A 23,782-nucleotide genomic window follows, 5' to 3' on the forward strand; every position below is an offset into this window, starting at 1 on the left:
TAAATCTGCAGATAAACGCACTTTAGCGCAAGAAAAGGCCTAGCTTAGGGTTATGAGCAGCTCAGAGACTTTCTCAACCGCGGCCTGTGCCTGTTCACCTTCGGCAAACACTCTTACCGTGACGCCAGAATATAAGCCTAAGGTTTGTAGCTTAAACAGACTCTTAGCACTGGCTTGCTTACCATTACATTCGACCATGACATCACAGTCAAAGGTTTTGGCTTCTTTAACCAGTAAGGCTGCTGGACGGGTGTGAATGCCATGTTTGGCGGTAATGGTGACTGTTTTTTCGTACATAGTAGATGAGCTCATATTTAAAGGGGTATTACACTTCGTCTTTCGATTCTATGATGTGATAGCCCTGTTTTTTCAAGGCGGCGATGGCACTTTTGAGACGATTATTTTTTACTAAAATGTAATCGGTATCAAAGGTCGAAATCGCAAAAATACTGATTTGTTCGTCCGCTAAGGTGCCAGACACTTTAGATAAAATGCCTGTCATCGAAAATCCCAGTGGCCCGAGTACTTCAAAGCAACACCAGCCCGGTTCTTGCTCTAGGCTGTCGAGTTCCATTTCACTGGAAACGACTAAAGATAAACCTTCTTGGGTCTTACCAATGAAATACATGTCCTGTGCAAAAACCTCACTGGGCAATACGGCATTCGGGCTAAAGCTATGAATTGTGTACTGTTCAGGGTGAACGGGTAAGGTCATTCGCATGGCAGTGTCTCGGTTGGATTTTTAAGGCTAAAGCATACCGCATATCAAACGTTAGCGTGACAGAGAATTTGTGGTTAATGGGATTTTGTCGTTGAAATTCATTATTGGTGAGATAGCGGTTAACAAGCGTTACCAGAAGGTTTACCCAAAGAAAAGGGCGCCCTATGGCGCCCCAATCGACAAGTCATGCCGTTCTCATACACTTTAGTTAGATTTTAAACTGGCCTAAGGTGCGGGACATGTCTTGGCTAATGTCTTGCAGTGACTGAGCTGCATGGCTATTACTTTCGTTAGCTTTTACTGAGACTTCGGTTAATTCCGAAATATTACAAATATTTCGATTAATTTCTTCGGTCACCAGTGATTGCTCTTCGGTGGCGCTGGCTAATTGTGTGTTCATGTCACTGATATGGGCAATCAATTGCAGAATCGCCGCCATGGCTTTACCCGCTTCGTGGGCTTGGGCCTGTAGCTCATCGGATTGCAGTTGAGTTTGATTGTTGCTCTTCATCACTGAGCCAACACCGGATTGGATCTCGCTAATGATTTTTTGGATCTCATTGGTCGATTCTTGGGTGCGAGTAGCAAGGGCGCGGACTTCATCGGCAACTACGGCAAAACCACGGCCGTGGGTCCCAGCTCGAGCAGCTTCAATGGCGGCATTAAGGGCGAGTAAGTTGGTCTGCTCGGCAATGCTGCGGATCACATCGAGAATGCTACCGATTTGCTGTGAGGCGACGCCCAGCTTTTGGGTGATGACTTCAGAGGCTTTTAATTCTGCCACCAGTTTTTCTGTGTTGCTGACTGTGTTGTCGATCACGACTTGGCTTTGCTGCGCTTGTTCTTTTACGCTGTTCGCCGCATCGGCCGCTTGTTGGGTGTTGCTCGCCATTTCATGGGTAGTCGACAGCATTTGATTGACGGCTGTGGCGACGCTGCCTGTTTCTCTGTGGATATGTTCAGCACTCTGATTGGACTCTTCAACTGCAATCAAAAGCTGTTTTGCATCTTTATCTAATGCTTGGCCTAAAGGTTGTAAATGGCCGACCATGTCGCCAATTTTTTGGGCGAACATGTTGAAGGCGCGGGCGAGATGGGCAATCTCATCTTTACCTTGAGCATTAATGCGCTGACTTAAGTCGCCTTCGCCTTGGGCAATATCTTCAAGGGCATCAATAGCATCATTTAATGGTGAGGTGATGGAATGGTTAAGCACAAGGAAGAAGGCAAAAATCGGCACTGAAATCAAAAACATGATAATCAGATAGTCGATAATGACTGACTTTAAGCTTGCTTTGACATCGCTAAGATAGGCGCCTGTGATGACTGTCCAACCCCATTGTGGGTAGTAACGGGCTTCTGCGAGCTTATCTTCGATGGCACGTGTCATAGGATCGGCGATAGGGTATTCGAGGGTCGTTTTCGATTTAGCACGCGCTAATGGCAGCATAGTGGCTAAGGGATTTGTGCCATTAGGTAACTTGAAGGTTAATGCTGAGGTGCCAATAAGATTTGCGCTATCCCCGTGGGCGAGGATTTGATTATTATCATCAATAACAATGAAGTAGCCTGAACCTGAATAGCGAGTTTGATTGATTAAATCCGCGGCGATTTGTTTAGCTTCTGCTTCGCTAAACTTACCTTTGAGAGCATCCTGACGGTGCACATCTATCACGCTTAACATGCTGGCGAGCTGACCGTCTATCTGCAACCATTTCTGCTCAATTAAATTGCTGTACTGCTCTTTAATTGAAAAACTGGCAAAACATACAGTCCCTATCGCGGCCATAAGGAGCATCATCATTAAGCGTTGTAAAATGGTAAACCGGCGCAAAAACGTGATCATTTGGATTCCTTAAGGACTTATTATTGTGCATCAATATACCTGCGAATCAATCTCAATTGAATCGTCTGTGACATAAATTAAGCAAAAGCCGTTATAAAATATGAGTTTCTTTGATCTAAAGCAGGGAATAGTGATAGGGAACTTTAATCTGTTGCATTATGGGGCATGTTCTTATTAAGTTAGACCGTTTTATAAGTCGTTTCATGTTGAAGGTTTTATCTGATCTATTAAATATCAATAAGTTAGCATTATGTTAATTTTGTCATCTTGCTATATTAGGCTAATCAATTGTTTTAATTTTGATTTTTTACGCTTTTACGCGCAAGATTAATTCATTATTCAGTTTGAGAATCGATTATGACCACAAATACTATCGTAACGTCGGATGATATTTTACTGAAGTTATGCCACTCAGTCGCCCACGTCCTTTCTAGCACCAGTGCCAGCAATGTTACCCATGCGGGTATGGTACAAAGTATTGCGCGTACTCGTCTTAAACCTGATCTCGGTTGTTTCTCGATTTTTGATGGTGGTTTTTCAGGCCTAGTGGTGATCAACTTTTCTGCCTCTGCAGCGATTGAAATCTACCGTCGCTACATGCTGAACATGGGCATGCCTGAGTCTGAGCTCGCGTTTTCACATACTTCAGATGAAGTGAGTAATGTGATGGGCGAACTGATGAACCAAATTCTAGGGGATTTTATTAATAAAATTTCTAAAGAATTGCAAACGTCAATCAGCCAAAGCCAGCCAAAAATGTTGACGATTAATAAAGAGTTAACTATATCAATCGACGCTAACTTAGACGATGCGGTTGCCCGCAGAGTGTCGTTTAGGACTGAAAATAACCATATTTTTTACCTCGAGTTTGCCATGGACAAAACCGAATTCATTCGCTTAGATGAATTTGTCTACGATGAAGAATTCGATCCCGATAGTCTGTTAGAGCAGCACAGTTCGATTGGGGGAAATAACGACTCAAATTCGAATGTTTCGCCTTGGGTTAAGATGGCCGATAAACCCGCCATTGCGACTCGTGCCATTGATAATGAAGCCGATGATTTGCTCGATCAGCTCGGCATTTAACCAGAGTCTCTAATGTAAGACGGATGTTAACGCATTCGTCTATACAAGTGAGTGGAACTGTTTTAGTATCGACGCAAAATAATAACTAAGGTTAAATCCTCTTTATGGCATCGAAAGCGACCTCGATTGATATTGCTTATCGTGCTGGCGTATCCCAGTCAACGGTTTCCCGTGCCCTTAGAAACAGCCCGTTAGTCAATTTAGAAACTCGCCAACGTATTCAAACCATTGCCAAAGAGCTAAATTATAAGGTCGATAAAAATGCCAGCAATCTTCGCACCCAAAATAGCCATACCTTAGCGCTGTTATTGTGTGAAGACCCCACCAACGATGACTCGTTAATCAATCCTTTTTTCCTGTCTATGCTTGGCTCCATTACCCGAGCAACGGCGCAGCAAGGTTATGATTTATTGGTTTCTTTTCAGCAATTGTCCAGCGATTGGCACGCCGATTATGAAGACAGTAATAAAGCTGACGGCATTATTTTGCTCGGTTACGGCGACTACATGGACTACGAGCAAAAGTTGGAGCGATTGCTCGCGCAGAATACTCATTTTGTGATCTGGGGTGCTGAGCATAACAATAAGTCAGTGCTATCGATTGGTTGTGATAATCATCAAGGCGGCTTGATTGCAACAGAGCACTTGATTTCCCTTGGTCGTAAAGCTTTTGCCTTTTTAGGCGATGCCTCGAGCCACAGCCCTGAGTTTAGGGACAGATATTTAGGCCATGTGAAGGCGCTGCAAATGGCGAATATTGCTGTCGATCGCACTAAGCAAGTGTCGGCAATTAGCACTGAAAGTGCTGGTTACGATGCGGCTATGGCATTAATGGCCAAAGGCGCACAGTTTGATGCTATTTTTGCTGCTAGCGATCTGATTGCCATTGGTGCTATTCGTGCGCTGAAAGAGAAGGGCATTTCAGTCCCAGAACAAGTTGCAGTGGTGGGATATGATGATATTCCAGTGGCGAGTTTTGCCAATCCGCCATTAACGACCATTAAGCAGAACACCCAATTAGCTGGTGAAATTTTAGTCGACAGTGTACTCAAACTTATCCGCGGACAAGAGGTGAGTGCGCAGCTTATTCCGACGACCTTAGTGGTTCGCAGTTCCTGCGGCATTGATAGCGCGCCGCTTAAGCCGTTATAGATGGGCCGTTATTGCTAGGAGCTTGCTGTTTTTTGCTGGCAAGTCGTTGAGCACTTAATTTGCTTATTGAAACATCGCCGATAATCCTTGGATTTATCGGCTTTTTGCTTTTGGGGATCACTTAACCGCACATTGACGTAAAAACTTCGGCACATCTGCTTTGGTTTTCTTGGCGATTTTTTGCAGTAACTCGAAGGTGGGAGCATTGAGACCGAACTCTTGCTGAAGGTCTGCCAGCATTGCCAGCCACAAATGGCCAGTCATTTCGGCATCGGCTAAGGCGCGGTGAAAGGTGCCATCGCTTGGTAACTGTTTATAGCGCACTAAAGTACCTAGCTGATGATTCGGTGCCGCTTGATATAAACGTCTTGCCACTAGCAAGGAGCAACCAAATTGCCCTTGATAGCGATGGCGAATTTGGCCAAATTCCGCGTCTAAAAAGCGCTGATCAAATGCCGCATTGTGGGCGACTAAGTTATGATCGGCGATAAAGTCGGCAAAACGCACCATCACTTCATTGCAGGGCGCTGCATCCCTGAGCATTTGATTGCTGATCCCTGTGTAGTCCTCAATAAAACGACTTATTCTAAATCCTGGGTTCATCAACTCTGAAAATCTTTGGGTGATCACGCCGTTTTCAATTAGCACAGCTCCGATTTCAATCGCGCGGTCCCCTTGATTAGGCGATAGCCCTGTGGTTTCAAAGTCGAGCGCGACCAAAGTGTTAGCAGCAGATGTAGGCATAGATCTTATGTGGACTCTATAAATGATGTGTCAGCATTGCCGTCTTTGACAGTACAACGCTTTTAGATAAGCCGATTGTAATTCAATACGTTAGTAAATTCACTATCACATTGACGCTGATAAAAGACTTAATGCTTTGTTGATCCGGTCGAGCTTTCTTGGTTTCGCTTCCTGTTAGCATTTACCTCTATGAATAACAGTTTGGTTTGTGAGCGACCCATGCAACTCGATATTAATGGCTTAACACCCGCGCAATTTTTAGCAGAATATTGGCAGAAAAACCCTTTGGTTATCCGCCAAGGATTCAAACATTTTCAAGATTTAATCTCGCCCGAAGAGTTAGCTGGGTTAGCCATGGATGAGCTGGTGGAATCTCGGCGAGTGTACCAACAGGCTGGGCAATGGCAGGCTGAATTTGGCCCTTTTGATTCCTACGATCATCTCGGTGAACGGGATTGGACTTTGATCGTGCAAGCCTTGAACAACTGGGTGCCCGATGCAGAAGCCCTGATCCAATGTTTTGATTTTATTCCGCGCTGGCGTTTAGATGATGTGATGGTGAGTTTTGCCACTCCTGGCGGTGGCGTGGGGCCGCATATCGATCTGTATGATGTGTTTATTTGCCAAGGTTCGGGACGTCGCCGCTGGCGCGTAGGCGATCTGGGGCCGCACAAAGAGTTTGCCGCCCATCCCGCTTTGCTGCACACAGAAGCTTTTGAACCGATTATCGATACTGAGTTATTGCCCGGCGACATCCTTTATATTCCCCCAGGATTCCCCCATGACGGTATAACCTTAGAACAGTCTTTAAGTTTTTCAGTAGGTTATCGCACAGCTTCCGCCAAAGATATGGTAAGTGCTTTGGCCGATCATCTGTCTGAGCAAGATTTAGGCGCACAGCAGATTGAAGATCCAGACCGCGAGCTGACAACGCGCAGTGGTTGTGTCGATAATCGCGATTTAGCGCGGTTACGCACGCAACTGACTAATATGTTAACCGATGAACTGGTGAGCGAGTTTTCGGGCCGCTATTTAACTCAATCTAAATGCGCCCTCGATTTACCCGATGAGCCGTTGGACATCACGCAAGACGAAGTGCTCGCATGGCTCGATGAGCAGCCGCTTATTCGCCTCGGCGGACTGCGTTGTTTGTATTTTGATATCAATGTGGGACAAGGCGTTGTGTATCTTAATGGTGATAAGTATCTGCTTTCAGCCGAATTGGCCGAGGTGATCCCACTACTATGTGATAACAATCAGTTAGATAAAACCGCCTTAGCCCCCTGGTTAGCCGATGCCGATTTGCTTAAGCAGCTTACTGAGTGGGTGAACCTCGGTTACTGGTACTTTGAAGACCTGAGTGATGAAGAGTGTTAAGGCTGAATTAGCTCTAAAGCCCTACAGGTTTAAAAACTGAACAGTTTTTAAAGTGGCATGTCAGCGACTTACTAACATGGTATTCTTTTATCAATGGACTGATAGTAATGTCATTTGCATAGTACTGTTCAGTCATACTGAGCAATGAAAGCATTGGTCAAAGTCAAAGTCGAGGTCGTAACTCAACCAAATTCACTTAGTTGTGGCACGCCCTGCCATCGGAATAAAAAAGGAGGCTAATTAGCCTCCTTTTTGTGGTTTAAATCTTACTGAGTGGATTACGCAGCACGTTCCTGTGAAGTGGTTGAAACCACTTCTGGACGAAGTTCTGCTGGGTCAAAGTCATCAACGTTGATTGACTTCATCCGACCAATTTCCGCTCTTTCCAGTAATTGCACTTCGGCATCGCTTAACACACCTAAGGCTTTACCTTCTGCGGCAACTTTATCTAACCACATAAATGGTAGACGTTTACCACTCGCTTTACAGACTTTGTCATGCAGCGGTTCAGACGCGATGATGTCGAGTAGTGTTTGTTCTTGGATACCCACAGCATTGTGCTCAGAGTTAGTCCAGAACTGGCCTTTACCTAAACGGTTACGGCTTTCACACGGTGTTTGCATGATCTTCGCGACTTTATGATCTAACACATCGCTTGGGCGTTTCAGTGGACGACCGAATGGGAACATCACCACACGTAATGCGCCGCCAAGGCCCATAGGGAAGTTATCCAGTAAATCGTCTAAAGAAGCTTGTAGCTTGTATAGCGCATCTTCAACTGCCCATTGTACTAATGGCAAGTCGTCGGTTTGACGGCCTTCATCTTCATAGCGTTTCAGCGTGGCTGATGCCAGATACAGTTGGCTCAGTAAGTCACCTAAACGGGCAGAGATACGTTCTTTACGTTTTAGGTTACCGCCCAAAGTTGCCATGGCTAAGTCAGAAAGCAGGGCAAGGTTGGCACTGAAACGGTTCATCTGTTGATAATAACGTTTAGTTTTATCTGAATAAGGCGCGTTAGAGAAACGGCTTGATGTCAGACCTAACCAGAAGCTACGGATGAAGTTACTGGTCGCAAAACCAATGTGACCAAAGATTGCCGCATCGAAGTTAGCTAAACCTTGACCCGATTCAGTATCAAACGCTGACTCCATTTCTGCGAGTACATACGGATGGCAACGAATCGCGCCTTGGCCGTAGATGATCATAGAACGGGTAAGGATGTTTGCACCTTCAACAGTAATTGCGATAGGCGCAGCTTGGTAGCCAYGGCCTAAATAGTTATTGGGGCCAAGACACACGCCTTTACCGCCGTGAATATCCATGGCATCGATAACGCATTTCTGCATTCTGTCGGTCAGGTGATATTTCACAATCGCAGAGATAACCGACGGTTTTTCACCTAAGTCGATACCTGTAGTGGTCAACGTGGTTACCGCATCCATCAGATAAGCGTTACCGCCGATGCGTGCCATTGGCTCTTCGATACCTTCAAGCTTGCCGATAGGCAATTTGAACTGACGACGAATGCGAGCATAAGCCCCTGTTGCCAGCGCTGCGGTTTTCACGCCGCCAGCTGAGTTTGATGGCAGTGTGATACCACGGCCCACTGACAAACATTCCACCAGCATGCGCCAGCCTTGACCAGCCATTTTCGGGCCGCCAATGATGAAGCTTAATGGCACGAATACTTCGTTGCCGCGAGTCGGACCGTTTTGGAACATGCAGTTGAGCGGGAAGTGACGACGACCCGTTTCTACTCCTTCCACATCGGTAGGGATCAAAGCACAAGTAATGCCGAGTTCTTCTTTATCGCCAAGGAGATGCTCTGGATCGCGCAGTTTAAAGGCTAAGCCTAATACTGTCGCGACAGGGGCTAAAGTGATGTAACGCTTGTTCCAAGTCAGCTTCATCCCCAGAACTTCTTCACCTTCCCATTGGCCTTTACACACAATACCAAAGTCAGGAATCGAGCCTGCATCGCTACCGGCTTCTGGGCTGGTCAGAGCGAAACAAGGGACTTCTAACCCTTTGGCTAAACGCGGTAAATAATGGTTTTGTTGCTCTGGCGTGCCGTAATGTTGCAGCAGCTCTCCAGGGCCTAAAGAGTTAGGTACGCCAACAGTTGAAGCCAATTCACTGCTTAAGCCAGCCAGTTTTTGTAACACGCGAGATTGGGCATAAGCTGAATATTCTAAACCGCCGTATTTTTTCTTAATGATCATGGCGAAGAAACCGTGATCTTTCAGATATTGCCATACGTCGGCAGGCAGATCGGCAAGTTGATGTGACACTTGGTGTTGATTCACCATGCGGCACACTTCTTCAACAGGGCCATCGAGGAAGGCTTGTTCGTCTGCACTTAAACGCGCAACTGGGTAGTTATGGAGTTTTTTCCAGTTCGGGTTACCCGCAAACAGATCGGCTTCCCACCAAGTGGTGCCGGCTTCAATCGCTTCTTTCTCTGTTGAAGACATTTCCGGCATGATGCCGCGATATACCTTCATCAGTGGACGACTGATCACATTTTGTCTAAATGCACTGATATTTAACGGCAGCGCGATCACGAGGAAAACGATCCAAGAGATAGGGCCGACAACATCGAGTGTCCATCCTGCTGTCATCACAACAGCGGCTGTAATAGTGGCAGTGAGCAAAGATACCCGAAGGTAAGCTAGGGCTCCTAGCACTAAGATCATGGCGATGATCCAAAGTAGGGTAGTCACTGTAATTCTCCTTAAATATGACCGAGTGCCAACCACAGGTCATAGAGTGTTTTATTGATTGCGATCACAATTATAGTTTGTGGTCAGACCTGTGTCGCATAAAAGTTAAACCTAAGAGAATTTTAATACAAGTATTTTTCAAACAATTGTTTAAATTATTTGTCAGCTTTGATCATTCCACAAATGTCATCAACTAGTTACAATGCCAATAAGTAGTTTTTTTGATTGATGATAGGCGAGAAATATGTGCGAGTTACTGGCGATGAGCGCCAATGTGCCGACCGATATTGTGTTTAGTTTTACGGGATTAGCACAACGTGGTGGTGTAACCGGTCCCCACGTGGACGGCTGGGGTATTACTTTTTACGAGGGGAAAGGCAGCCGTACTTTTAAAGATGCTTGCCCGAGTAGCGAATCGCATATTGCAAAATTGATCAAATCCTACCCGATTAAAAGTGAAGTGGTGATAAGCCATATTCGGCAGGCTAATCGCGGCTGTGTGTCTTTAGAGAATACTCATCCTTTTACCCGCGAATTATGGGGACGTTATTGGACCTATGCCCATAATGGGCAATTGACGGACTATCTGCCCAAGTTTCATGTCTCGCGCTATCAACCCGTAGGCGATACCGATAGCGAACTTGCTTTCTGCTGGATTTTGGAACAAGTCGCCCAGAAGTTTGGCGGTACTAAACCTGAAGATATGTTGGCAGTTTTCCATTACGTCGCAACGTTGGCCGAGCAAATCCGTGCGTTAGGTGTGTTCAACATGATATTGAGCGATGGCGAGCATTTAATGAGCTATTGCAGTAATAACTTATGTTACATCACTCGCCGCGCGCCGTTTGGTAAAGCGAAACTTATCGATACCGATGTGGTGATTGATTTTGATAAGGAAACTACCGCCCATGATGTGGTGACTGTGATTGCGACTCGCCCTTTGACCGAAAATGAACAGTGGCGCGTTATGCAGCCGGGTAACTGGAAGCTGTTCAGATTGGGTGAGCTGTTAATCGATCTCTGATGTGATACCACTGAGCTAAATAATGAGGGTAAGCGGATTTACGGTTGACTTTGTTTTGTTCAGGTCACTTTATTAAAAAGTTCGAGTCAGTATCTAACATACCTTCTAGCAATCAGTGATGAACCATTAGCGATGAACATTAACTGAACTTAGAGGTAGGCCCTAAGTTCAGTTAGATATAGTTCAGTTAAATATAGTTCGGTTGGGCTTTATTCGATATGAGTTTGGCTTTAGTTCAGTATTGTGAAGCTAAGGCTTTGTATCATTGGGTTAAGTTTATACATCTTAACTCAATGCCTTACCGATTAACCTTCAGTCGTGCCGAGCAGTTTAGGCACTAGCGGCTTTTCTGCAATGTCTGCAGGTATGGTTGCTTGGTGCGGCACTTCATCGAAGTGATATTTAAGTAACTTAATGTCGAGCTGCTTACTGCCTTTTTCAAAGTGAGTTAACCTCACGGGCAAATACGCTAAGTCAGGCGCCATCCAGAAGAAGGTTTGACGTTTTTTATTGTCACGCACGACTTCAATTTTGACTGTGTCGTAACTGCCGCTGTCGATGTTCATTCGTTCTTTACCGATCACATGAAACTTGTATTCATCGACTTCGTTGTCCTTGACCATCTTATAGTCGAGCACTTCTTTGCCCGCCATCATATCTAGCCTAAATTGCAACTGCACCATAAGAGGATCAAAGATTTTATCATCATAGGGAAACTTGCCTTTTTCATCTTTGTAACGTGTATGAATAAAGCCTTGAGCTTTGGCGAATGCGGTTTGCTCCGTGTAATTAGGCCCGACACCTTGGCGTTGTTGTAAGTAACGCAAAGGACTGAGCTGCGCGTCATTTTGAGTAAATTCACTCAAGATGTGACGCACATCTGTTAACAATAACAGGCTGAGATCGCTATCAAAACGATACTTAAACACGCCATCTTCGGCATTGGGTAGCGTGTATTTGGCTTTTCCTAATTCAATGTCTCCATAGTTGACTTGGTATTCGGCCGTCTGCGGTGTTAGCGGCGTTGGCGCTGCCATGGCAAACATACTTTGAGTGAGGACGGTAAAACTCACTAATAATGTGGGAATGGTACGCAAAGAATGCTCCTTGGGTCGCAGGTTTTCACCTTGTATCACTACAGAATGGTCGGTAGTGGTTGATAAAAAAGTGTCGAGTAGCATGCTTACTTACACAGTTCTGGGTCAATCAGTTGAGCATAAATCAATTATCGGATCGACTGTAAGCAGGTTATAGCCGAGGACGACGTTTCTGTAAATAGAGATGTAAATAGTTTATGGATCAATATATTAAACTAAAATGGCATTGCCATGACTAAAGTCACCAGATCCGGTCGCCACTCGTATTCAGACAAACTAATTTTGCCGCAGTTCACTGTTATCCCTTCAATTCTTAATAATTCCATCTGTTCTTGAAAGAAGGTTGAATTTTTCTCGAAGGATATTTTGCCTTGACTATTGAGTACCCTATGCCAAGGGAGTGACAAATGTTCGGGAGCTGCTTTCAGCGCTTTTGACACATAACGCGCTCGTCCCGGTAATCCTGCATAATCGGCAATTTTGCCATAGCTGCTGACTTTACCCTGCGGGATCATGGCGACGATATGCCAGATTTTCGCCATAGGAGACAAGTCCACTGCTTGGGGCTGTTTTCTCGCTACACTCTGTTTATCTTGTTCAAGGTATTGATACAGCGGTGATTTGTCTTTAGGGAACGATGCCATTGAATTGTCAACCCTCAGCTTAATGGTATTCACTCACAAAGAATCACGCTCAAAAACTTTTGCTTGATGAGTTCACGCTAGTGTAACGGTAAAGCGTGGCTTAGCGGAAGATGTGAGGGTATTTGGTATTTAAAGGATTAAGCACTTCTCGATATTTTTATCGGCTAGCTCGATTACTAACAAAATATTTAAACTGTTTTTAGCTTAAATATTGTGTAAATAGTCAAATAGTCCATAATAGCGCCAATTTTTTTGACTCGATGAGAGAAGATAACTGGCATGGCTGTACTCGATATTCTAACTATTCCCGATGAGCGCCTTAAACGTAAAGCGCAACCTGTAAAAGATATTGAAGCTGTTCAGGGATTTATCGATGATTTAATCGAAACCATGTATCACACGGACGATGGTATCGGTTTAGCGGCAACTCAAGTCGGCAGTACAGATGCAATTATTGTGATCGATTTATCTGACGGTCGCGACCAGCCTTTAGTGCTGATTAACCCTGAGATTGTTGAAAAGTCAGGTGAGTTCGTCGGTGAGGAAGGTTGTCTGTCTATCCCAGGTTATCGCGCTAAAGTGTCACGTTTTGAAAAGGTTAAAGTGACCGCCTTAGACAGAACTGGCAAGGCTATCGAAATCGAGACCGATGAGTTTTTAGCCATAGTGTTGCAGCACGAAATCGACCATTTGCATGGCAAAGTATTTATCGAACATTTATCCATGCTAAAACAACAAATCGCCCTTAAAAAAGTGCGTAAATACGCTTAACTTTTGACTTAAGTTGTATTTTTGAAGGTTGTTGTACCTATTCACTAGCCGCATTTATAGTGCGGCTTTTTTGTATTTAAAATCTAATCAAAGAAGATTAATGCTGTGATATGTGAACATAACAGCTTGTTTTTACTCTGATGAATGGATAAGGTAACCCAAAATCTGCATTATACTAATCGTATTAAATATCTGTTCATTCAGCGGGAGTTCAACGCGCTTTAGACAAGGCGAAGGCTTGAAGGCATAGTGGTGCTCTGTCGAAAGCCTTAAACGCAGTATAAAGCACGTTGAAACCCGCTCTTCGGGAGCCACACAGGCATCCCACTCCGGTGTTGCATTGACTTAAAAGGGAATGACCATTTCTTCGTCAATGCGCCTTGGATTGAGATGCCTGTGAGGCTCTGAACTGATTAGATATTTAATGTGATTGGTATTATTGTAGGTTCAGTTTTCATCATTAACAGCAAGTGTATGGATACGGTAGGGAAACAAATGAAACTTAAGGTAATAGCCTGTGGTATAGCCTCATTCGCAATGCTTTCACTGGGTGGTTGTAGTGCATTTTTTAACGGTAATACTACTGAGAAAAATGCGGTATCAAGTAGCTTAGTTGAATATTTATACCCTGATGAGAAGAGTCGCCAAGCCCAGCAGCCATCCTTACCTGTGCTGCGTTTGCCTATTACCGTCGGCATCGCTTTCTTGCCTTCGTCCCATTGGCAAGCCGATGCAATTGATAGCCGAACTCAGATGGCATTACTTGATAAGGTCAAAAAATCCTTTGTTAAATATGACTATATCGATCGTATCGAAGTGATCCCAAGTACCTATCTTAAAAATGGTAAAGGTTTTGAAACCTTGCAGCAGGTTGCTCGCCTGCATGATGTTGATGTTATGGCATTGGTTTCTTACGATCAATTGATGCAAAGCCACGAGAACAACTCCGCCATCCTCTATTGGACTATCGTGGGCATGTATTTAATTCCCGGTAATGAAAATGCGATTCAAACCTTTGTTGATACAGCCGTTTTCGATATGCGTAGCCAGAAGATGTTATTTAGGGCGCCAGGCATTAATCAGTTAACTGAGAGTTCAACCGCTGTTGGCGTGACGACAACCCTAAGAGAGAAATCCTACGAGGGCTTTGATCTCGCGGTGAACGATATGATAGTCAATTTAGATGACGAGCTTGCCCGTTTTAAAACTCGGGTTAAGGAAGAGCACGTCGCCACCATAGAACATAAACAAGGTTACAGCGGCGGTGGCAGTTTATCTTTATTAATACTTTCACTACTGGGGATTTTTGCGGTGCGCCGTTTAACGATTTGCCGTGAATAAAAAAATTAAGCGCAAATTAAGATCGTTAAGGATGAGCAAATTGAAGTTTGCTTTGAATCAAGACGTGAGCAAAAAGTATATAGAGTTGAGCACAGGTTCTGGTTACCAATTTACTTGTAGTTAACGTTTTGATTTTTTTTAAAGTGGTTTACAGAGGCTGCGGTATTGCGTCGGACACCACTTAAGCGGCGCGATAGATTACGCGTTTAACAAGGAGAAAAATTAAATGGATTTAAATTCACTATTACTGTTTGCAGTTGCTTGCCTTGCTATCAATCTTATCCCTGGACCCGATGTCATCTACATTGTATCTAACACAATGAAAGGGAAAATGATCAGTGGGCTTAAAGCTGCGATGGGTTTAGGTGTGGGTTATTTTGTTCACACGCTTGCTGCTAGCTTGGGATTATCTGCCATCATTCTCAGTTCAGCGTTGGCTTTTAGTATTGTGAAGTGGTTAGGGGCCGCGTATCTAGTGTATTTAGGCATTCAAGCGTTAATATCAATGTGGCGTGGCAATAATAAAATTGTGGTTGATAAGAATAGCAAACCAAACGGCAACGTAGTTTTCCAAGGCATTGTCGTTAGTGTACTTAATCCTAAAGTCGCTTTATTTTTCCTCTCTTTTTTGCCGCAGTTTATTGACCCGTTAGCGGGTTCAACGTCAATTCAGCTGTTAACCCTTGGTCTTATTTTCAGTTTGTTAGCGACCTTGTGTAACGTCCTTTATGCGTCGGCAGGAAGCTGGGTATTTAGTCGCCCCAATTCCCTGCGTTATTCGAGAGCCTTAGAGGGGATATCAGGTGTGTTGCTTATTGGCTTGGCCAGTAAAGTCATGACCAGTGATAGATAGTGGAATAAGGTCATTTTGTCGAGTAAGACATAAGTCCTCTTTGCTCTGATAGATATGAGCTTTTCAATCTAGCTATGACAAAGATCGCTTGTTACAACTTCACAAAATACGGTAGCGCGATGAGTGCTATGCCGATGCAGACGAGTAAGATTAGGTTGCTGACAAAATAAGGGTAGAGCATCAGGGTTATCCCAACGACGAGGGGGATGGGTGCACCTTGGCGTTTGCCATAGGTGAAAAAGCCAAGACCAAAGAGGCTAAAGACTAAACTCCATAGTAATAATGCTGGATTATCAAACATCTTGAGTTCCTAAATGGTTAGCCTAGGTAGGCTTTGACCTTATCACAGCGTCAAACTGGTCAATCGATTACTTAAACTATTGGTTAAACGGCTGCGTCGTTTTATTGAGTCTAATGCTGACTATCCCGTAGCGTAATTAAGCTTTATTCATCTTATTGCTGCGATGTTGCCTTATTTCACTCGTGCTATAGCTCATATAACTCTAAGGGTAAGCCGTCGGGATCGCTAAAGAAGGTGAATTTTCTGCCTGTGTATTCGTCAATGCGGACGGGTTCAACGGTAATGTGATGGCTATGAAGATGTTCGATGACGGTTTCAATCGATGTTACGCGAAAGGCGAGATGCCTAAGTCCACAGGCTTCGGGATAGCTTGGTCGTTTGGGTGGATTATCGAATGAAAATAACTCAATTTGACTCTTATCGGCCAGTTGTAAATCAAGTTTATAGGACTTACGTGCCTCACGGAAATGCTCTGCAAGCACGGTAAGGCCAAGAATGTTTACATAAAAGTGTTTGGACTTTTGATAGTCGCTGCAAATAATCGCTGCATGGTGAATGCCGAGTAACATTGCTTTCCTTTGTGATTTTTAAAGGGTGATCAAATAAGATAGAAAGGTTTGAGAGTATAACGGTTAAAAAAAGATAGCGTCACAGTTTAGCGTGACGCTATCGGTCGATTTCACTTTTTAGCTCACCTAGGCCTTTTGCTCGTTTAATCTTCCAGCTCGAATATGGCTGAAGACAGCGGTGCAAGTTGCATCTGAACTTGTCCTTCACCTTGTTTGACAACCAACTGCGCTTTATTGTCTTCCAGCAAATCCTTAAGTGGATAGGTCCCATCCGTTAACTGCCATTGGTCGATAAGTGGCTTTGGTAGCTTAAGGGATAATGGCTTTGCTTGAGTTTGATTAAAGTTATTCACAATAATCAGTTTTTGGCCCGTTTTATTGGTCGTATTTTCCTCAAAGCGCACAAAGGCAAAAGTGCTGTCATCGTAACCCGTTGCATTGCTATGAGTATCCATTGTGGCGGTTTGTGCGCTGCGGTTGGCGGCATCGAGCGAGTAATACTCTCCTAAGAGCGCAGGTACATTTTTACCTGTGCTTAGGTTCAGTAATTTTTGATAATAAGCCCGCAAAGTGACTTCCTTTAGGGTTGATTGTCCACCATCAAACTTGCCATTGTTCATCCAGCGCTGATGGGCGGGGACGCCAACATAGTCAAAAATACTGGTGCGTGATGCATGACCAAATCCTGGGTTGTCGGTGGCGGCTTCTCCCACTTCTTGGCCAAAATACACTAACGTCGGTGAAGTGCCTATCGTTGCCGACACTACCATAGCGGGTAGGGCATAGTGTGGATTCTCGGCTTGGGTTGCCGTGGGCTTATTTGTGTGTAGCGATGCTAAAAATGCTGCATTACCAATACGTTGCTCGTCGTGGTTTTCTAAAAAGTGCAGCATGTGAGATTCAATATCCTGCACTTTTGCCTGATCTGCCGCGATATTAGCTGTGCTGGTTTTACCCCCCATTACGGCTTTTAGGGTGTCGTAAAGATCGACCTTATCGTACAGATAATCCATTTTGCCAAGTTGGATATAATCTCGGTACAAGTTAGGGTTATAGACCTCGGCCAAGATAAAGGCATCGGGATTAGTGTGTTTTATCTGGCTGTTGAGATAGCTCCAAAACTCCACTGGTACCATTTCTGCCATATCATAGCGAAAGCCATCGACCCCTTTCGCTAGCCAGTACTGCGCAATCTGATTGAATTTAATCCAAGAGCTTGGGAGCTCGGCTAAGTGTTGTTGCCAAAAAGCGTAATGCTGCGCCTGCGTTAAAGTGGCGAAATTGGCTGGCAGGCGAGGGAAGTCATAGGTGCCATCGGGGCGTACGCCGTAATTGATTTTGACTGTTTCGTACCAATCATTGGCATCGGGCTTGGCTAAGCGTGAGCCATTACCAGTCCATTTTGCGGGAAATTCGTTGAATTTGCCGTCACTTAAGGGGTGAGCTTCTCCGCCCAGCGGTTTAAGTCCTGCGGGTAAGCTTGGCACTTCAAAGGCATGCGCTTTTCCCTTTGCCCCCTCCGAGCCCTTATTAACATCAACTTTATCAACGACGTAATAGAAGTTGTTATTTTTGGCATACTCCAGACTGGTATCATCATCTTCGCCAAAATCACGCACGCCTTGGGGTTTACTAACGGATTGATAATGGCACGCCACATGGTTTGGCACTATATCGATAATCACCTTTAAGCCGTGTTGATGGGTACGGGCAATGAGCGCTTCGAACTCGACTAAACGGTTGGCGGGATTGACCGCCAGATCTGGGTTGACGTTGTAGTAATCTTTGACTGCGTAGGGTGAGCCCGCACGGCCTTTTACCACATCGGGATCATCTGCACTCACGCCAATCGCGCTGTAATCACCAATCAATGCATGGTGGGGAACGCCCGTATACCACACATGGGTAACGCCTAGGTCCTTGATGCTATTGAGTGCAACATCGTCGATATCATTAAATTTGCCGACGCCATTGTCGGCAATCGTGCCCCAAGGTTTGTTGGTTGGATTTTTATTGCCATAAAGGCGAGTAACGATTTGATACACCACAGGTTTAAGCGTCATAACCTCACTCTCAGACTTTGGTAGTAACTCATTATCAAGCGTCAGCGCCGATGCATTCACATCAGCCGATAAGCTAAAAAGCGAGGCAGTTAATAAAGAGGCACTGAATAGAGCGTTTAAACATAAGCTGAGTGATGACTGTCGGCGCTGCGGGGCTTTCGCTGCTTGGGTTATAAGTAAAGCCACTATGGGAAATTTCGCCGATTGGGGGCACTGAGTCACTCGGGAATAGATAGGCGATAAAAAGCTCAAGACTGAATTCCTTTTAGGGTTGAGTTTTTGATTGGGTTAGTTGTTTGAGCCTGAGTTAAATCGCTAGCTGAGTAACTAATGTAATTAGAGGTTTGACGGCTAGGTAAGCCAGTATTTAGCTGCGGTTTGGCTTTAAGCTCAAGGATAGTGACACCTGCGTGGGGTAATGCTAGCGCTTGATTGAGTGAAACTGTGTTGCCACTGATGATATCTGTAGCGGCGCGGTTATCGCCAAGTACACTGGTAAAGCGGTTTACATCTAGCGTGACTGCTTTTTCATTTTTATTGTAAATCACCATGACTTTATCGGCTAAGGGCTGAGTACAGGCATTGTGTTGGGTTTGAGAATTGTGTTGAGTTAGTGACTTAAGTGCTTCGGCTTTCTGTTCAGCTGATAATGGATCATTTAATAAGCAGCGAAATTGCACATAGATGCCATCCTGCGGCACAAAGTGCAGTAAATCGCCCGATTGCAGCGCAGGGGATTGTTTACGGTAATTCAGTAGGGTACGGATAAATTGCTGCGCTTGTCGTTGAGGTTCACTCAGTCCTTGGCCGGTAAAGGCATTCGTGGCACTGTTGGCAAAACCACCGGGAAAATCACTGCGTACAATGCCATCGTGACGGCCTTCTGTCGGGCTGGTCATTAACACTTCTGTACCGTAGAACAACTGCGGAATGCGTTTGGCGGTCAGCACATAGGTGAGGGCCATCTTGTATAAGTCTATATTTTCTTTCACTAAACTGAAGATACGATTGGTGTCGTGATTGCCTTCAAATAGCACTAGCTTACTGGGATCAGCATACACAACATCGTTGGCTAACATCTCGTAAAGCTTAATAAAACCCGTATCCCAGGTTTCTGGCTCATTAAGGCTGGCAATCAATTTTTCGTATAGCGGGAAGTCCATCAAACTGGGTAAATCTGAGGTATAACCATCGTCATTGATTTTGCCCTTTTGCCAATAGGACACTGTGATGGGGTTTGCGGTCCATTCTTCGCCAACAATATTAAAATTTGGGTACTCAGCCATTACGGCCTTAGACCATTTAGCGAGAAACCCTTTGTCGGCGTAGGAGTAAGTATCTTCACGTATCCCCGAAAGTCCTGCGTACTCGACCCACCAAATACTGTTTTGGATAAGATAGGTTGCCAGTTTTGGATTGCTTTGATTTAGATCTGGCATAGTGTCGGTAAACCAGCCGTCGACAAAATCAATATGATCTTGCGCTGCCGCGTAGGGATCTTGCACTGTCGTGCGCCTATGGCTGGTGAAACGGGGGCTGGTAACGCTGGATTTAATAGCACTGGATTTAGTATCGGCAGACTGCATCAAGTCAGGCTTGGATTTGCGATTATGTAGCTGCGTTTTTGTGGCATCGTTCAGCCAGTCTTGGCTAGGTAAATCGTTGAGCCACCAATGGTTAGAGCCGATATGATTCACCACAACATCTTTAATCACCCCTAGGCCAAGCTTGTTAGCCTTAGCGACTAAGGCTTTATAATCTTCGTTGCTGCCAAAGCGGGGATCGACGCGGTATAAATTGGTAATTGAGTAACCGTGGTATGAATACTGGGCTTGATTATTCTCAAGCAGCGGATTGATCCATAACTGAGTCACGCCAAGTTTTGCCAGATACGCTAAGTGCTGGCTGATCCCTGCTATATCGCCGCCATGGCGAGCATCGGGATAATAGGGGTTGCTGGAATTGCTAGGAGAGTTAGCTGCGACTTGCTCTAACATATCGGCTTGATTGTCATTACTCGTGTCGCCATTGGCGAATCGGTCCGGCGTGATAAGGTAAATCACATCCTTATTGCTAAATCCTTGGCGCTCACGGCTGCCCTTAGCACGCCCTTGCAACGTATAGGGCAGGCGATAAAGAGGCGTGTCGGCTTTTGAAGCCGAGTCAGTGTTGGAAATTATTAGCTCAAAGGTTTGCGGCGCAGCTTGGCTCAGATCTAAATTGATAAACAGATAGTGAGGGTTATCAGTGTGCTCAAGGCTTTTAAGTGTGATGCCTTTTCCTTGTATATCAAGCTTAATCTGCTGCGGTAAGCTTGGAAGTTCGCGGCTATACAGCATCAGCTGTAACTCAGGATTCTGCATTCCCGCCCACCAAAAAGCGGGTTCAAGCTTAACGTCCGTCGATATATCTGGCTCAAAGGTGTTTGCATAGGCCGTATTAAATGAAGAGCAAACCAAGCATAAATAAAGCGCAATCATTAGGTTTTGACGGATCATAATGTAAGCCTTTTAAAGAGAAATAAGTAAAACGTGCTGGCATGATGAATGTTAGAAATGCTGAAATCTACATAAGCAAAAGCCTGCTTCTTAATTGAAGCAGGCTTTATTTGGGGTAGTTTATAAAGAGTAACTTAACCCTAGGAAGTACTGTCTACCGAAGTATTGGATTGTTCCTGTCTGATGTTCTTCACCAAAATAGGTTTTGTTCGGTTCATCAGTTAAGTTATTAATTTGGAATAAGAACTTAAGTCCATTTTCCAGAGCGTATGAAGCTTGATAATCCACAATCGTTTCGGCATCGAAGAAAGCAAGTTGTGATTCAACTGCCACTTGTTCTGAAACATAGCTGCTACGATATCTCATGCTGACGCGAGTATCGAAACCGTCCAGAGTATAGAACAAGGTGGTGTTGAGTACGCTTTCTGATAAACCTGGTAATGGAATGGTTAAGTTTGAACCACTTAAATCTGTGGTAAATTCCACTTCACTGTCTGAATACGAGTAGCTGCCAGTGAAGCCAAGACCGCTGAGTGGCGATGGTAGGAAATCAAAGACTTGGGTATAACCTAACTCAACACCACGAATGTAGCCGCCATTGTCGTTGTTGATCGCAGTTTGATATTGACCTTCATCTTTCACTACTGGGAATTCAACACCATTATCGATAATAGTATCGGGGACGATAAATCCATTACCTTCAAAATCAAATGGTTGGATTGTAAAGTTGTTGATAAAGGATTTAATATCTTTGTAGAACAAGGCTACGACAACCGCACCTTCAGAATCTTCAAAATAGTGCTCGTAAGATAAGTCGTATTGATCGGCATAAAACGGATCGAGTAGAGGACTGGTGTTACCCCAAGCATTGTACTTTTTGTATCCCGGTGTAGCAGAATCGTCATACCAAGATCCCATGCCTGACTTTAGCTTGTCGATTGGAGGACGTGACATCACAGAGGCTGCAGCAAAGCGCAGTTGATCATTTTCAGTGAGGTGGAAAGTTAAGTTGAGTGACGGTAAATAATCGGTATAGGTTTTACCTATCTCGTTACGGATATAATCGGTACTGACCACGCCAAGTTCATCAGTAATCGCTTCACCTAGACCATAGCCAACTTGTTGTAGACCTTTACTGCTTTGATCTGTTTGAACAACACGCACGCCCACGTTACCCGTGACTTTCATATCGCCTAAGTCAAACTCGAGATTACCTTGGACATAGCCAGCTAATACATCTTCATTGACCGAACCGCTTTGGATCATGGTCCAGTTATTAGACCAATTTGCTGTCGGGGTGAAAGGGGATTGTCCCGTTGCTGCTAACTGCGCGTTAACCAGCTCAATGGCTTTGTTAAAATCAACTGAAAGGAAGTTAGGGTAACCAGATAATTCACCGCCAAAGTTGACGACATTTGTCATGTCAGTGCTCATTTGAAGCACCGGTTGGTTAGTTGGGTTTTTACCAAATTCAAAACCATAACCGGCTTGTGAACGTTGCGCATTAAACTCACGTTCTGAGTAGCGCAGACCAAAATCAACTGAAGTTAAGAAACCAGAATCTAATGCATAGTTAAAGTCTAACTTGTAGGCGACAAGATCATTTTGTTGATCGTATGGCCACATACCCACTTCTTTTAAACCCAAGGTCGCGGTATTGGTATAGTCGTTTGAAAAACTGACATCGGCTGGGCTTAAACCATGTAGTTGATAATTAATTGATTCGGCTGAGCGTACTTCATTACCTATATCATCATATAAAACGGCACGAGTACCGCCGTTGACGAACTCACCATCGGCTTTTGAATAGCTCACATCACCTGCGACAGTTAATGCGCCGCCATTGTTCCACTCAATATTGACTGAGCCTGATGTCAGTTCTGAATATTTTGAGTCGTTATCATTGATAACAAAAACGGCAAAGTTATCAGTACCATCAGTTGATACCGTTCCGCCTGTCATAGAACCATTTTCGACAACCGCATCACTAATAGTACCGTTTTTTAATGACTTAACGCGAAAGCCTCGGGCAAAGTTTTCGGAAGTGAATTTTGAATGGAATAAATCACTTTTTACACTGAGATTGTCTGTTGGTTGCCAATGGATAGCAGCCATATAACCATCACGTGTATCATCACCGCCTTTTTGCTGTAACTCAAAACCTTCACTGATTGATTCGGCAGCACCGTCGCCATTGACATCTTTTTTATCGTCGTTGAAACGTAAACCAATGAATTGACTGGCAACATAAGGTTGGTACAAATGGGCATAGCCTAGCGCCACACCGAGTGTATCTTCAAGGAATTTGCCTTGATAGGCAAAGCTAAGACGGTTGCCATATTGATCGGCATCGGAAATCTCATCCGCTCTGTCATTAAAACTGCCGCGAGCATTGATATTAAATGATTGGTCTTTGTCGCTTTTTAAGGGATCTGCGGTTTTTAATTCTACCGTACCGGCGACGCCTCCTTCAATGAGCGAGGCTTTTGGTGTTTTATAGACGGCGGCTTGACTAATTAATTCGGATGGATATTGGTCAAACTCAATCGCGCGTTTACCGCCCGTTGTCACTTGTTCGTGTCCATTAAGCGTTGCAAAGACGAAATCACCATCAAGACCTCGAATATTGAGGCCGCTTGCTTGTCCACCAGTGCGCACAGCGGTCACGCCTGGTAAGCGAGTCAGTGCATCAGCGATTGACTGATCGGGAAGGGCGCCAAGATCATCTGCTGAAATCGATTCAGAGACGGTATCTCCAAAGCGTTTATCATTTAGTGATTTGATGACACTGGTTCTAAAGCCTTTAACTTCAATAACCTCAATAGCAGCTTCTTTTGCTTTTGCTTCCTTATCTGTGGTCACTTCATCTGCCGCATAGGAGTGCATACTGGCACCTGCGGCGATGAGCGCTAAGGTTAGCAAACTGGGTTTAAATCGCATCATATCTCTCTTCCCCTTGGAGTCGCTTTA

The 23,782-nt window shown here is 44.6% G+C and carries 20 protein-coding genes; 7 read left to right on the plus strand and 13 right to left on the minus strand.

The window, feature by feature from the left end; genetic code table 11:
- Positions 1-39: 39 nt before the first annotated feature.
- The 3 genes from L5M40_RS00245 to L5M40_RS00255 all read right to left on the minus strand — a co-directional run bounded on the left by L5M40_RS00245 (position 40) and on the right by L5M40_RS00255 (position 2,567).
- A complete protein-coding gene (locus L5M40_RS00245) occupies positions 40-297 on the minus strand; it encodes an HPr family phosphocarrier protein (protein WP_028760055.1) in 258 nt (85 codons plus the stop codon).
- 28 nt (positions 298-325) lie between these two features.
- Positions 326-721, minus strand: a complete 396-nt coding sequence (locus tag L5M40_RS00250) for an ACT domain-containing protein (RefSeq protein ID WP_263256154.1) — start codon at positions 719-721, stop codon at positions 326-328.
- A gap of 208 nt (positions 722-929) precedes the next feature.
- Entirely contained in the window at positions 930-2,567 is a 1,638-nt protein-coding gene (locus L5M40_RS00255; protein WP_263255611.1) for a methyl-accepting chemotaxis protein, read from the minus strand.
- Between the two features lie 357 nt (positions 2,568-2,924).
- Between L5M40_RS00255 and L5M40_RS00260 the strand changes: the two genes are divergently transcribed.
- Positions 2,925-3,653, plus strand: coding sequence for a DUF3334 family protein (locus L5M40_RS00260; protein ID WP_028760052.1), 729 nt, complete (start codon positions 2,925-2,927; stop codon positions 3,651-3,653).
- Positions 3,654-3,757: 104 nt separating this feature from the next.
- On the plus strand, positions 3,758-4,804 hold the full coding sequence (locus L5M40_RS00265; RefSeq protein ID WP_113939612.1) for a LacI family DNA-binding transcriptional regulator: 1,047 nt from the start codon (positions 3,758-3,760) through the stop codon (positions 4,802-4,804).
- Between the two features lie 117 nt (positions 4,805-4,921).
- Here L5M40_RS00265 and L5M40_RS00270 read toward each other — a convergent pair whose 3' ends face one another.
- Entirely contained in the window at positions 4,922-5,548 is a 627-nt protein-coding gene (locus L5M40_RS00270; RefSeq protein ID WP_263255612.1) for a PolC-type DNA polymerase III, read from the minus strand.
- A 219-nt stretch (positions 5,549-5,767) separates the two neighbouring features.
- On the opposite strand from L5M40_RS00270, the gene L5M40_RS00275 reads away from it, so the two are divergent.
- Complete coding sequence (locus L5M40_RS00275) at positions 5,768-6,925, plus strand: cupin domain-containing protein (RefSeq protein ID WP_263256155.1); 1,158 nt, start codon at positions 5,768-5,770, stop codon at positions 6,923-6,925.
- A gap of 278 nt (positions 6,926-7,203) precedes the next feature.
- On the opposite strand, the gene fadE is transcribed toward L5M40_RS00275, so the two are convergent.
- On the minus strand, positions 7,204-9,651 hold the full coding sequence (gene fadE, locus L5M40_RS00280; RefSeq protein WP_263256157.1) for an acyl-CoA dehydrogenase FadE: 2,448 nt from the start codon (positions 9,649-9,651) through the stop codon (positions 7,204-7,206).
- A gap of 244 nt (positions 9,652-9,895) precedes the next feature.
- Between fadE and L5M40_RS00285 the strand changes: the two genes are divergently transcribed.
- Positions 9,896-10,675, plus strand: a complete 780-nt coding sequence (locus tag L5M40_RS00285) for a class II glutamine amidotransferase (protein ID WP_113939616.1) — start codon at positions 9,896-9,898, stop codon at positions 10,673-10,675.
- Positions 10,676-10,980: 305 nt separating this feature from the next.
- On the opposite strand, the gene L5M40_RS00290 is transcribed toward L5M40_RS00285, so the two are convergent.
- Positions 10,981-11,772, minus strand: coding sequence for a DUF3108 domain-containing protein (locus L5M40_RS00290; RefSeq protein WP_263256158.1), 792 nt, complete (start codon positions 11,770-11,772; stop codon positions 10,981-10,983).
- 215 nt (positions 11,773-11,987) lie between these two features.
- Positions 11,988-12,416 carry an MGMT family protein gene (locus L5M40_RS00295; RefSeq protein ID WP_173245094.1) on the minus strand — a complete coding sequence of 143 codons (429 nt, stop codon included), beginning with the start codon at positions 12,414-12,416 and terminating at the stop codon, positions 11,988-11,990.
- Between the two features lie 279 nt (positions 12,417-12,695).
- Between L5M40_RS00295 and def the strand changes: the two genes are divergently transcribed.
- Positions 12,696-13,187 carry a peptide deformylase gene (def, locus tag L5M40_RS00300; protein WP_011789520.1) on the plus strand — a complete coding sequence of 164 codons (492 nt, stop codon included), beginning with the start codon at positions 12,696-12,698 and terminating at the stop codon, positions 13,185-13,187.
- Between the two features lie 132 nt (positions 13,188-13,319).
- On the opposite strand, the gene L5M40_RS00305 is transcribed toward def, so the two are convergent.
- Positions 13,320-13,502: a hypothetical protein gene (locus L5M40_RS00305; RefSeq protein ID WP_263175444.1), complete on the minus strand. Its 183-nt coding sequence runs from the start codon at positions 13,500-13,502 to the stop codon at positions 13,320-13,322.
- 180 nt (positions 13,503-13,682) lie between these two features.
- Here L5M40_RS00305 and rhlP point away from each other — a divergent pair, with 180 nt between their 5' ends.
- On the plus strand, positions 13,683-14,528 hold the full coding sequence (gene rhlP / locus L5M40_RS00310; RefSeq protein WP_263175446.1) for a rhombotarget lipoprotein: 846 nt from the start codon (positions 13,683-13,685) through the stop codon (positions 14,526-14,528).
- 226 nt (positions 14,529-14,754) lie between these two features.
- Positions 14,755-15,381: a LysE family translocator gene (locus L5M40_RS00315; RefSeq protein ID WP_219233648.1), complete on the plus strand. Its 627-nt coding sequence runs from the start codon at positions 14,755-14,757 to the stop codon at positions 15,379-15,381.
- 91 nt (positions 15,382-15,472) lie between these two features.
- Here L5M40_RS00315 and L5M40_RS00320 read toward each other — a convergent pair whose 3' ends face one another.
- The 5 genes from L5M40_RS00320 to L5M40_RS00340 all read right to left on the minus strand — a co-directional run bounded on the left by L5M40_RS00320 (position 15,473) and on the right by L5M40_RS00340 (position 23,755).
- Positions 15,473-15,682, minus strand: a complete 210-nt coding sequence (locus L5M40_RS00320) for a hypothetical protein (RefSeq protein ID WP_113939622.1) — start codon at positions 15,680-15,682, stop codon at positions 15,473-15,475.
- A 185-nt stretch (positions 15,683-15,867) separates the two neighbouring features.
- Positions 15,868-16,251, minus strand: a complete 384-nt coding sequence (locus L5M40_RS00325; RefSeq protein WP_219254801.1) for a VOC family protein — start codon at positions 16,249-16,251, stop codon at positions 15,868-15,870.
- Between the two features lie 143 nt (positions 16,252-16,394).
- Positions 16,395-18,566, minus strand: coding sequence for an alpha-amylase family protein (locus L5M40_RS00330; protein WP_263256160.1), 2,172 nt, complete (start codon positions 18,564-18,566; stop codon positions 16,395-16,397).
- The gene (locus L5M40_RS00335) at positions 18,563-20,812 is read right to left on the minus strand and encodes a glycoside hydrolase family 13 protein (RefSeq protein WP_263175448.1); all 2,250 of its coding nucleotides are present in this window, start codon (positions 20,810-20,812) and stop codon (positions 18,563-18,565) included. Before L5M40_RS00335 ends, L5M40_RS00330 begins: the two co-directional genes overlap by 4 nt.
- 120 nt (positions 20,813-20,932) lie before the next feature.
- Positions 20,933-23,755, minus strand: coding sequence for a TonB-dependent receptor (locus L5M40_RS00340; RefSeq protein WP_263256162.1), 2,823 nt, complete (start codon positions 23,753-23,755; stop codon positions 20,933-20,935).
- Positions 23,756-23,782 lie beyond the last annotated feature (27 nt).

This window comes from Shewanella sp. SM68 (genome assembly GCF_025653925.1).
In the GTDB taxonomy this organism is placed as follows: Bacteria; Pseudomonadota; Gammaproteobacteria; order Enterobacterales; family Shewanellaceae; genus Shewanella; species Shewanella oncorhynchi.

Bases quoted from the DNA above. Each gene is read 5' to 3' on its own strand.
- L5M40_RS00245 (WP_028760055.1), bottom strand. From the start codon at position 297: ATGTACGAAAAAACAGTCACCATTACCGCCAAACATGGCATTCACACC.
- L5M40_RS00250 (WP_263256154.1), bottom strand. From the start codon at position 721: ATGCGAATGACCTTACCCGTTCACCCTGAACAGTACACAATTCATAGC.
- L5M40_RS00255 (WP_263255611.1), bottom strand. From the start codon at position 2,567: ATGATCACGTTTTTGCGCCGGTTTACCATTTTACAACGCTTAATGATG.
- L5M40_RS00260 (WP_028760052.1), top strand. From the start codon at position 2,925: ATGACCACAAATACTATCGTAACGTCGGATGATATTTTACTGAAGTTA.
- L5M40_RS00265 (WP_113939612.1), top strand. From the start codon at position 3,758: ATGGCATCGAAAGCGACCTCGATTGATATTGCTTATCGTGCTGGCGTA.
- L5M40_RS00270 (WP_263255612.1), bottom strand. From the start codon at position 5,548: ATGCCTACATCTGCTGCTAACACTTTGGTCGCGCTCGACTTTGAAACC.
- L5M40_RS00275 (WP_263256155.1), top strand. From the start codon at position 5,768: ATGCAACTCGATATTAATGGCTTAACACCCGCGCAATTTTTAGCAGAA.
- L5M40_RS00285 (WP_113939616.1), top strand. From the start codon at position 9,896: ATGTGCGAGTTACTGGCGATGAGCGCCAATGTGCCGACCGATATTGTG.
- L5M40_RS00295 (WP_173245094.1), bottom strand. From the start codon at position 12,416: ATGGCATCGTTCCCTAAAGACAAATCACCGCTGTATCAATACCTTGAA.
- def (WP_011789520.1), top strand. From the start codon at position 12,696: ATGGCTGTACTCGATATTCTAACTATTCCCGATGAGCGCCTTAAACGT.
- rhlP (WP_263175446.1), top strand. From the start codon at position 13,683: ATGAAACTTAAGGTAATAGCCTGTGGTATAGCCTCATTCGCAATGCTT.
- L5M40_RS00315 (WP_219233648.1), top strand. From the start codon at position 14,755: ATGGATTTAAATTCACTATTACTGTTTGCAGTTGCTTGCCTTGCTATC.
- L5M40_RS00320 (WP_113939622.1), bottom strand. From the start codon at position 15,682: ATGTTTGATAATCCAGCATTATTACTATGGAGTTTAGTCTTTAGCCTC.
- L5M40_RS00325 (WP_219254801.1), bottom strand. From the start codon at position 16,251: ATGTTACTCGGCATTCACCATGCAGCGATTATTTGCAGCGACTATCAA.
- L5M40_RS00335 (WP_263175448.1), bottom strand. From the start codon at position 20,812: ATGATCCGTCAAAACCTAATGATTGCGCTTTATTTATGCTTGGTTTGC.
- L5M40_RS00340 (WP_263256162.1), bottom strand. From the start codon at position 23,755: ATGATGCGATTTAAACCCAGTTTGCTAACCTTAGCGCTCATCGCCGCA.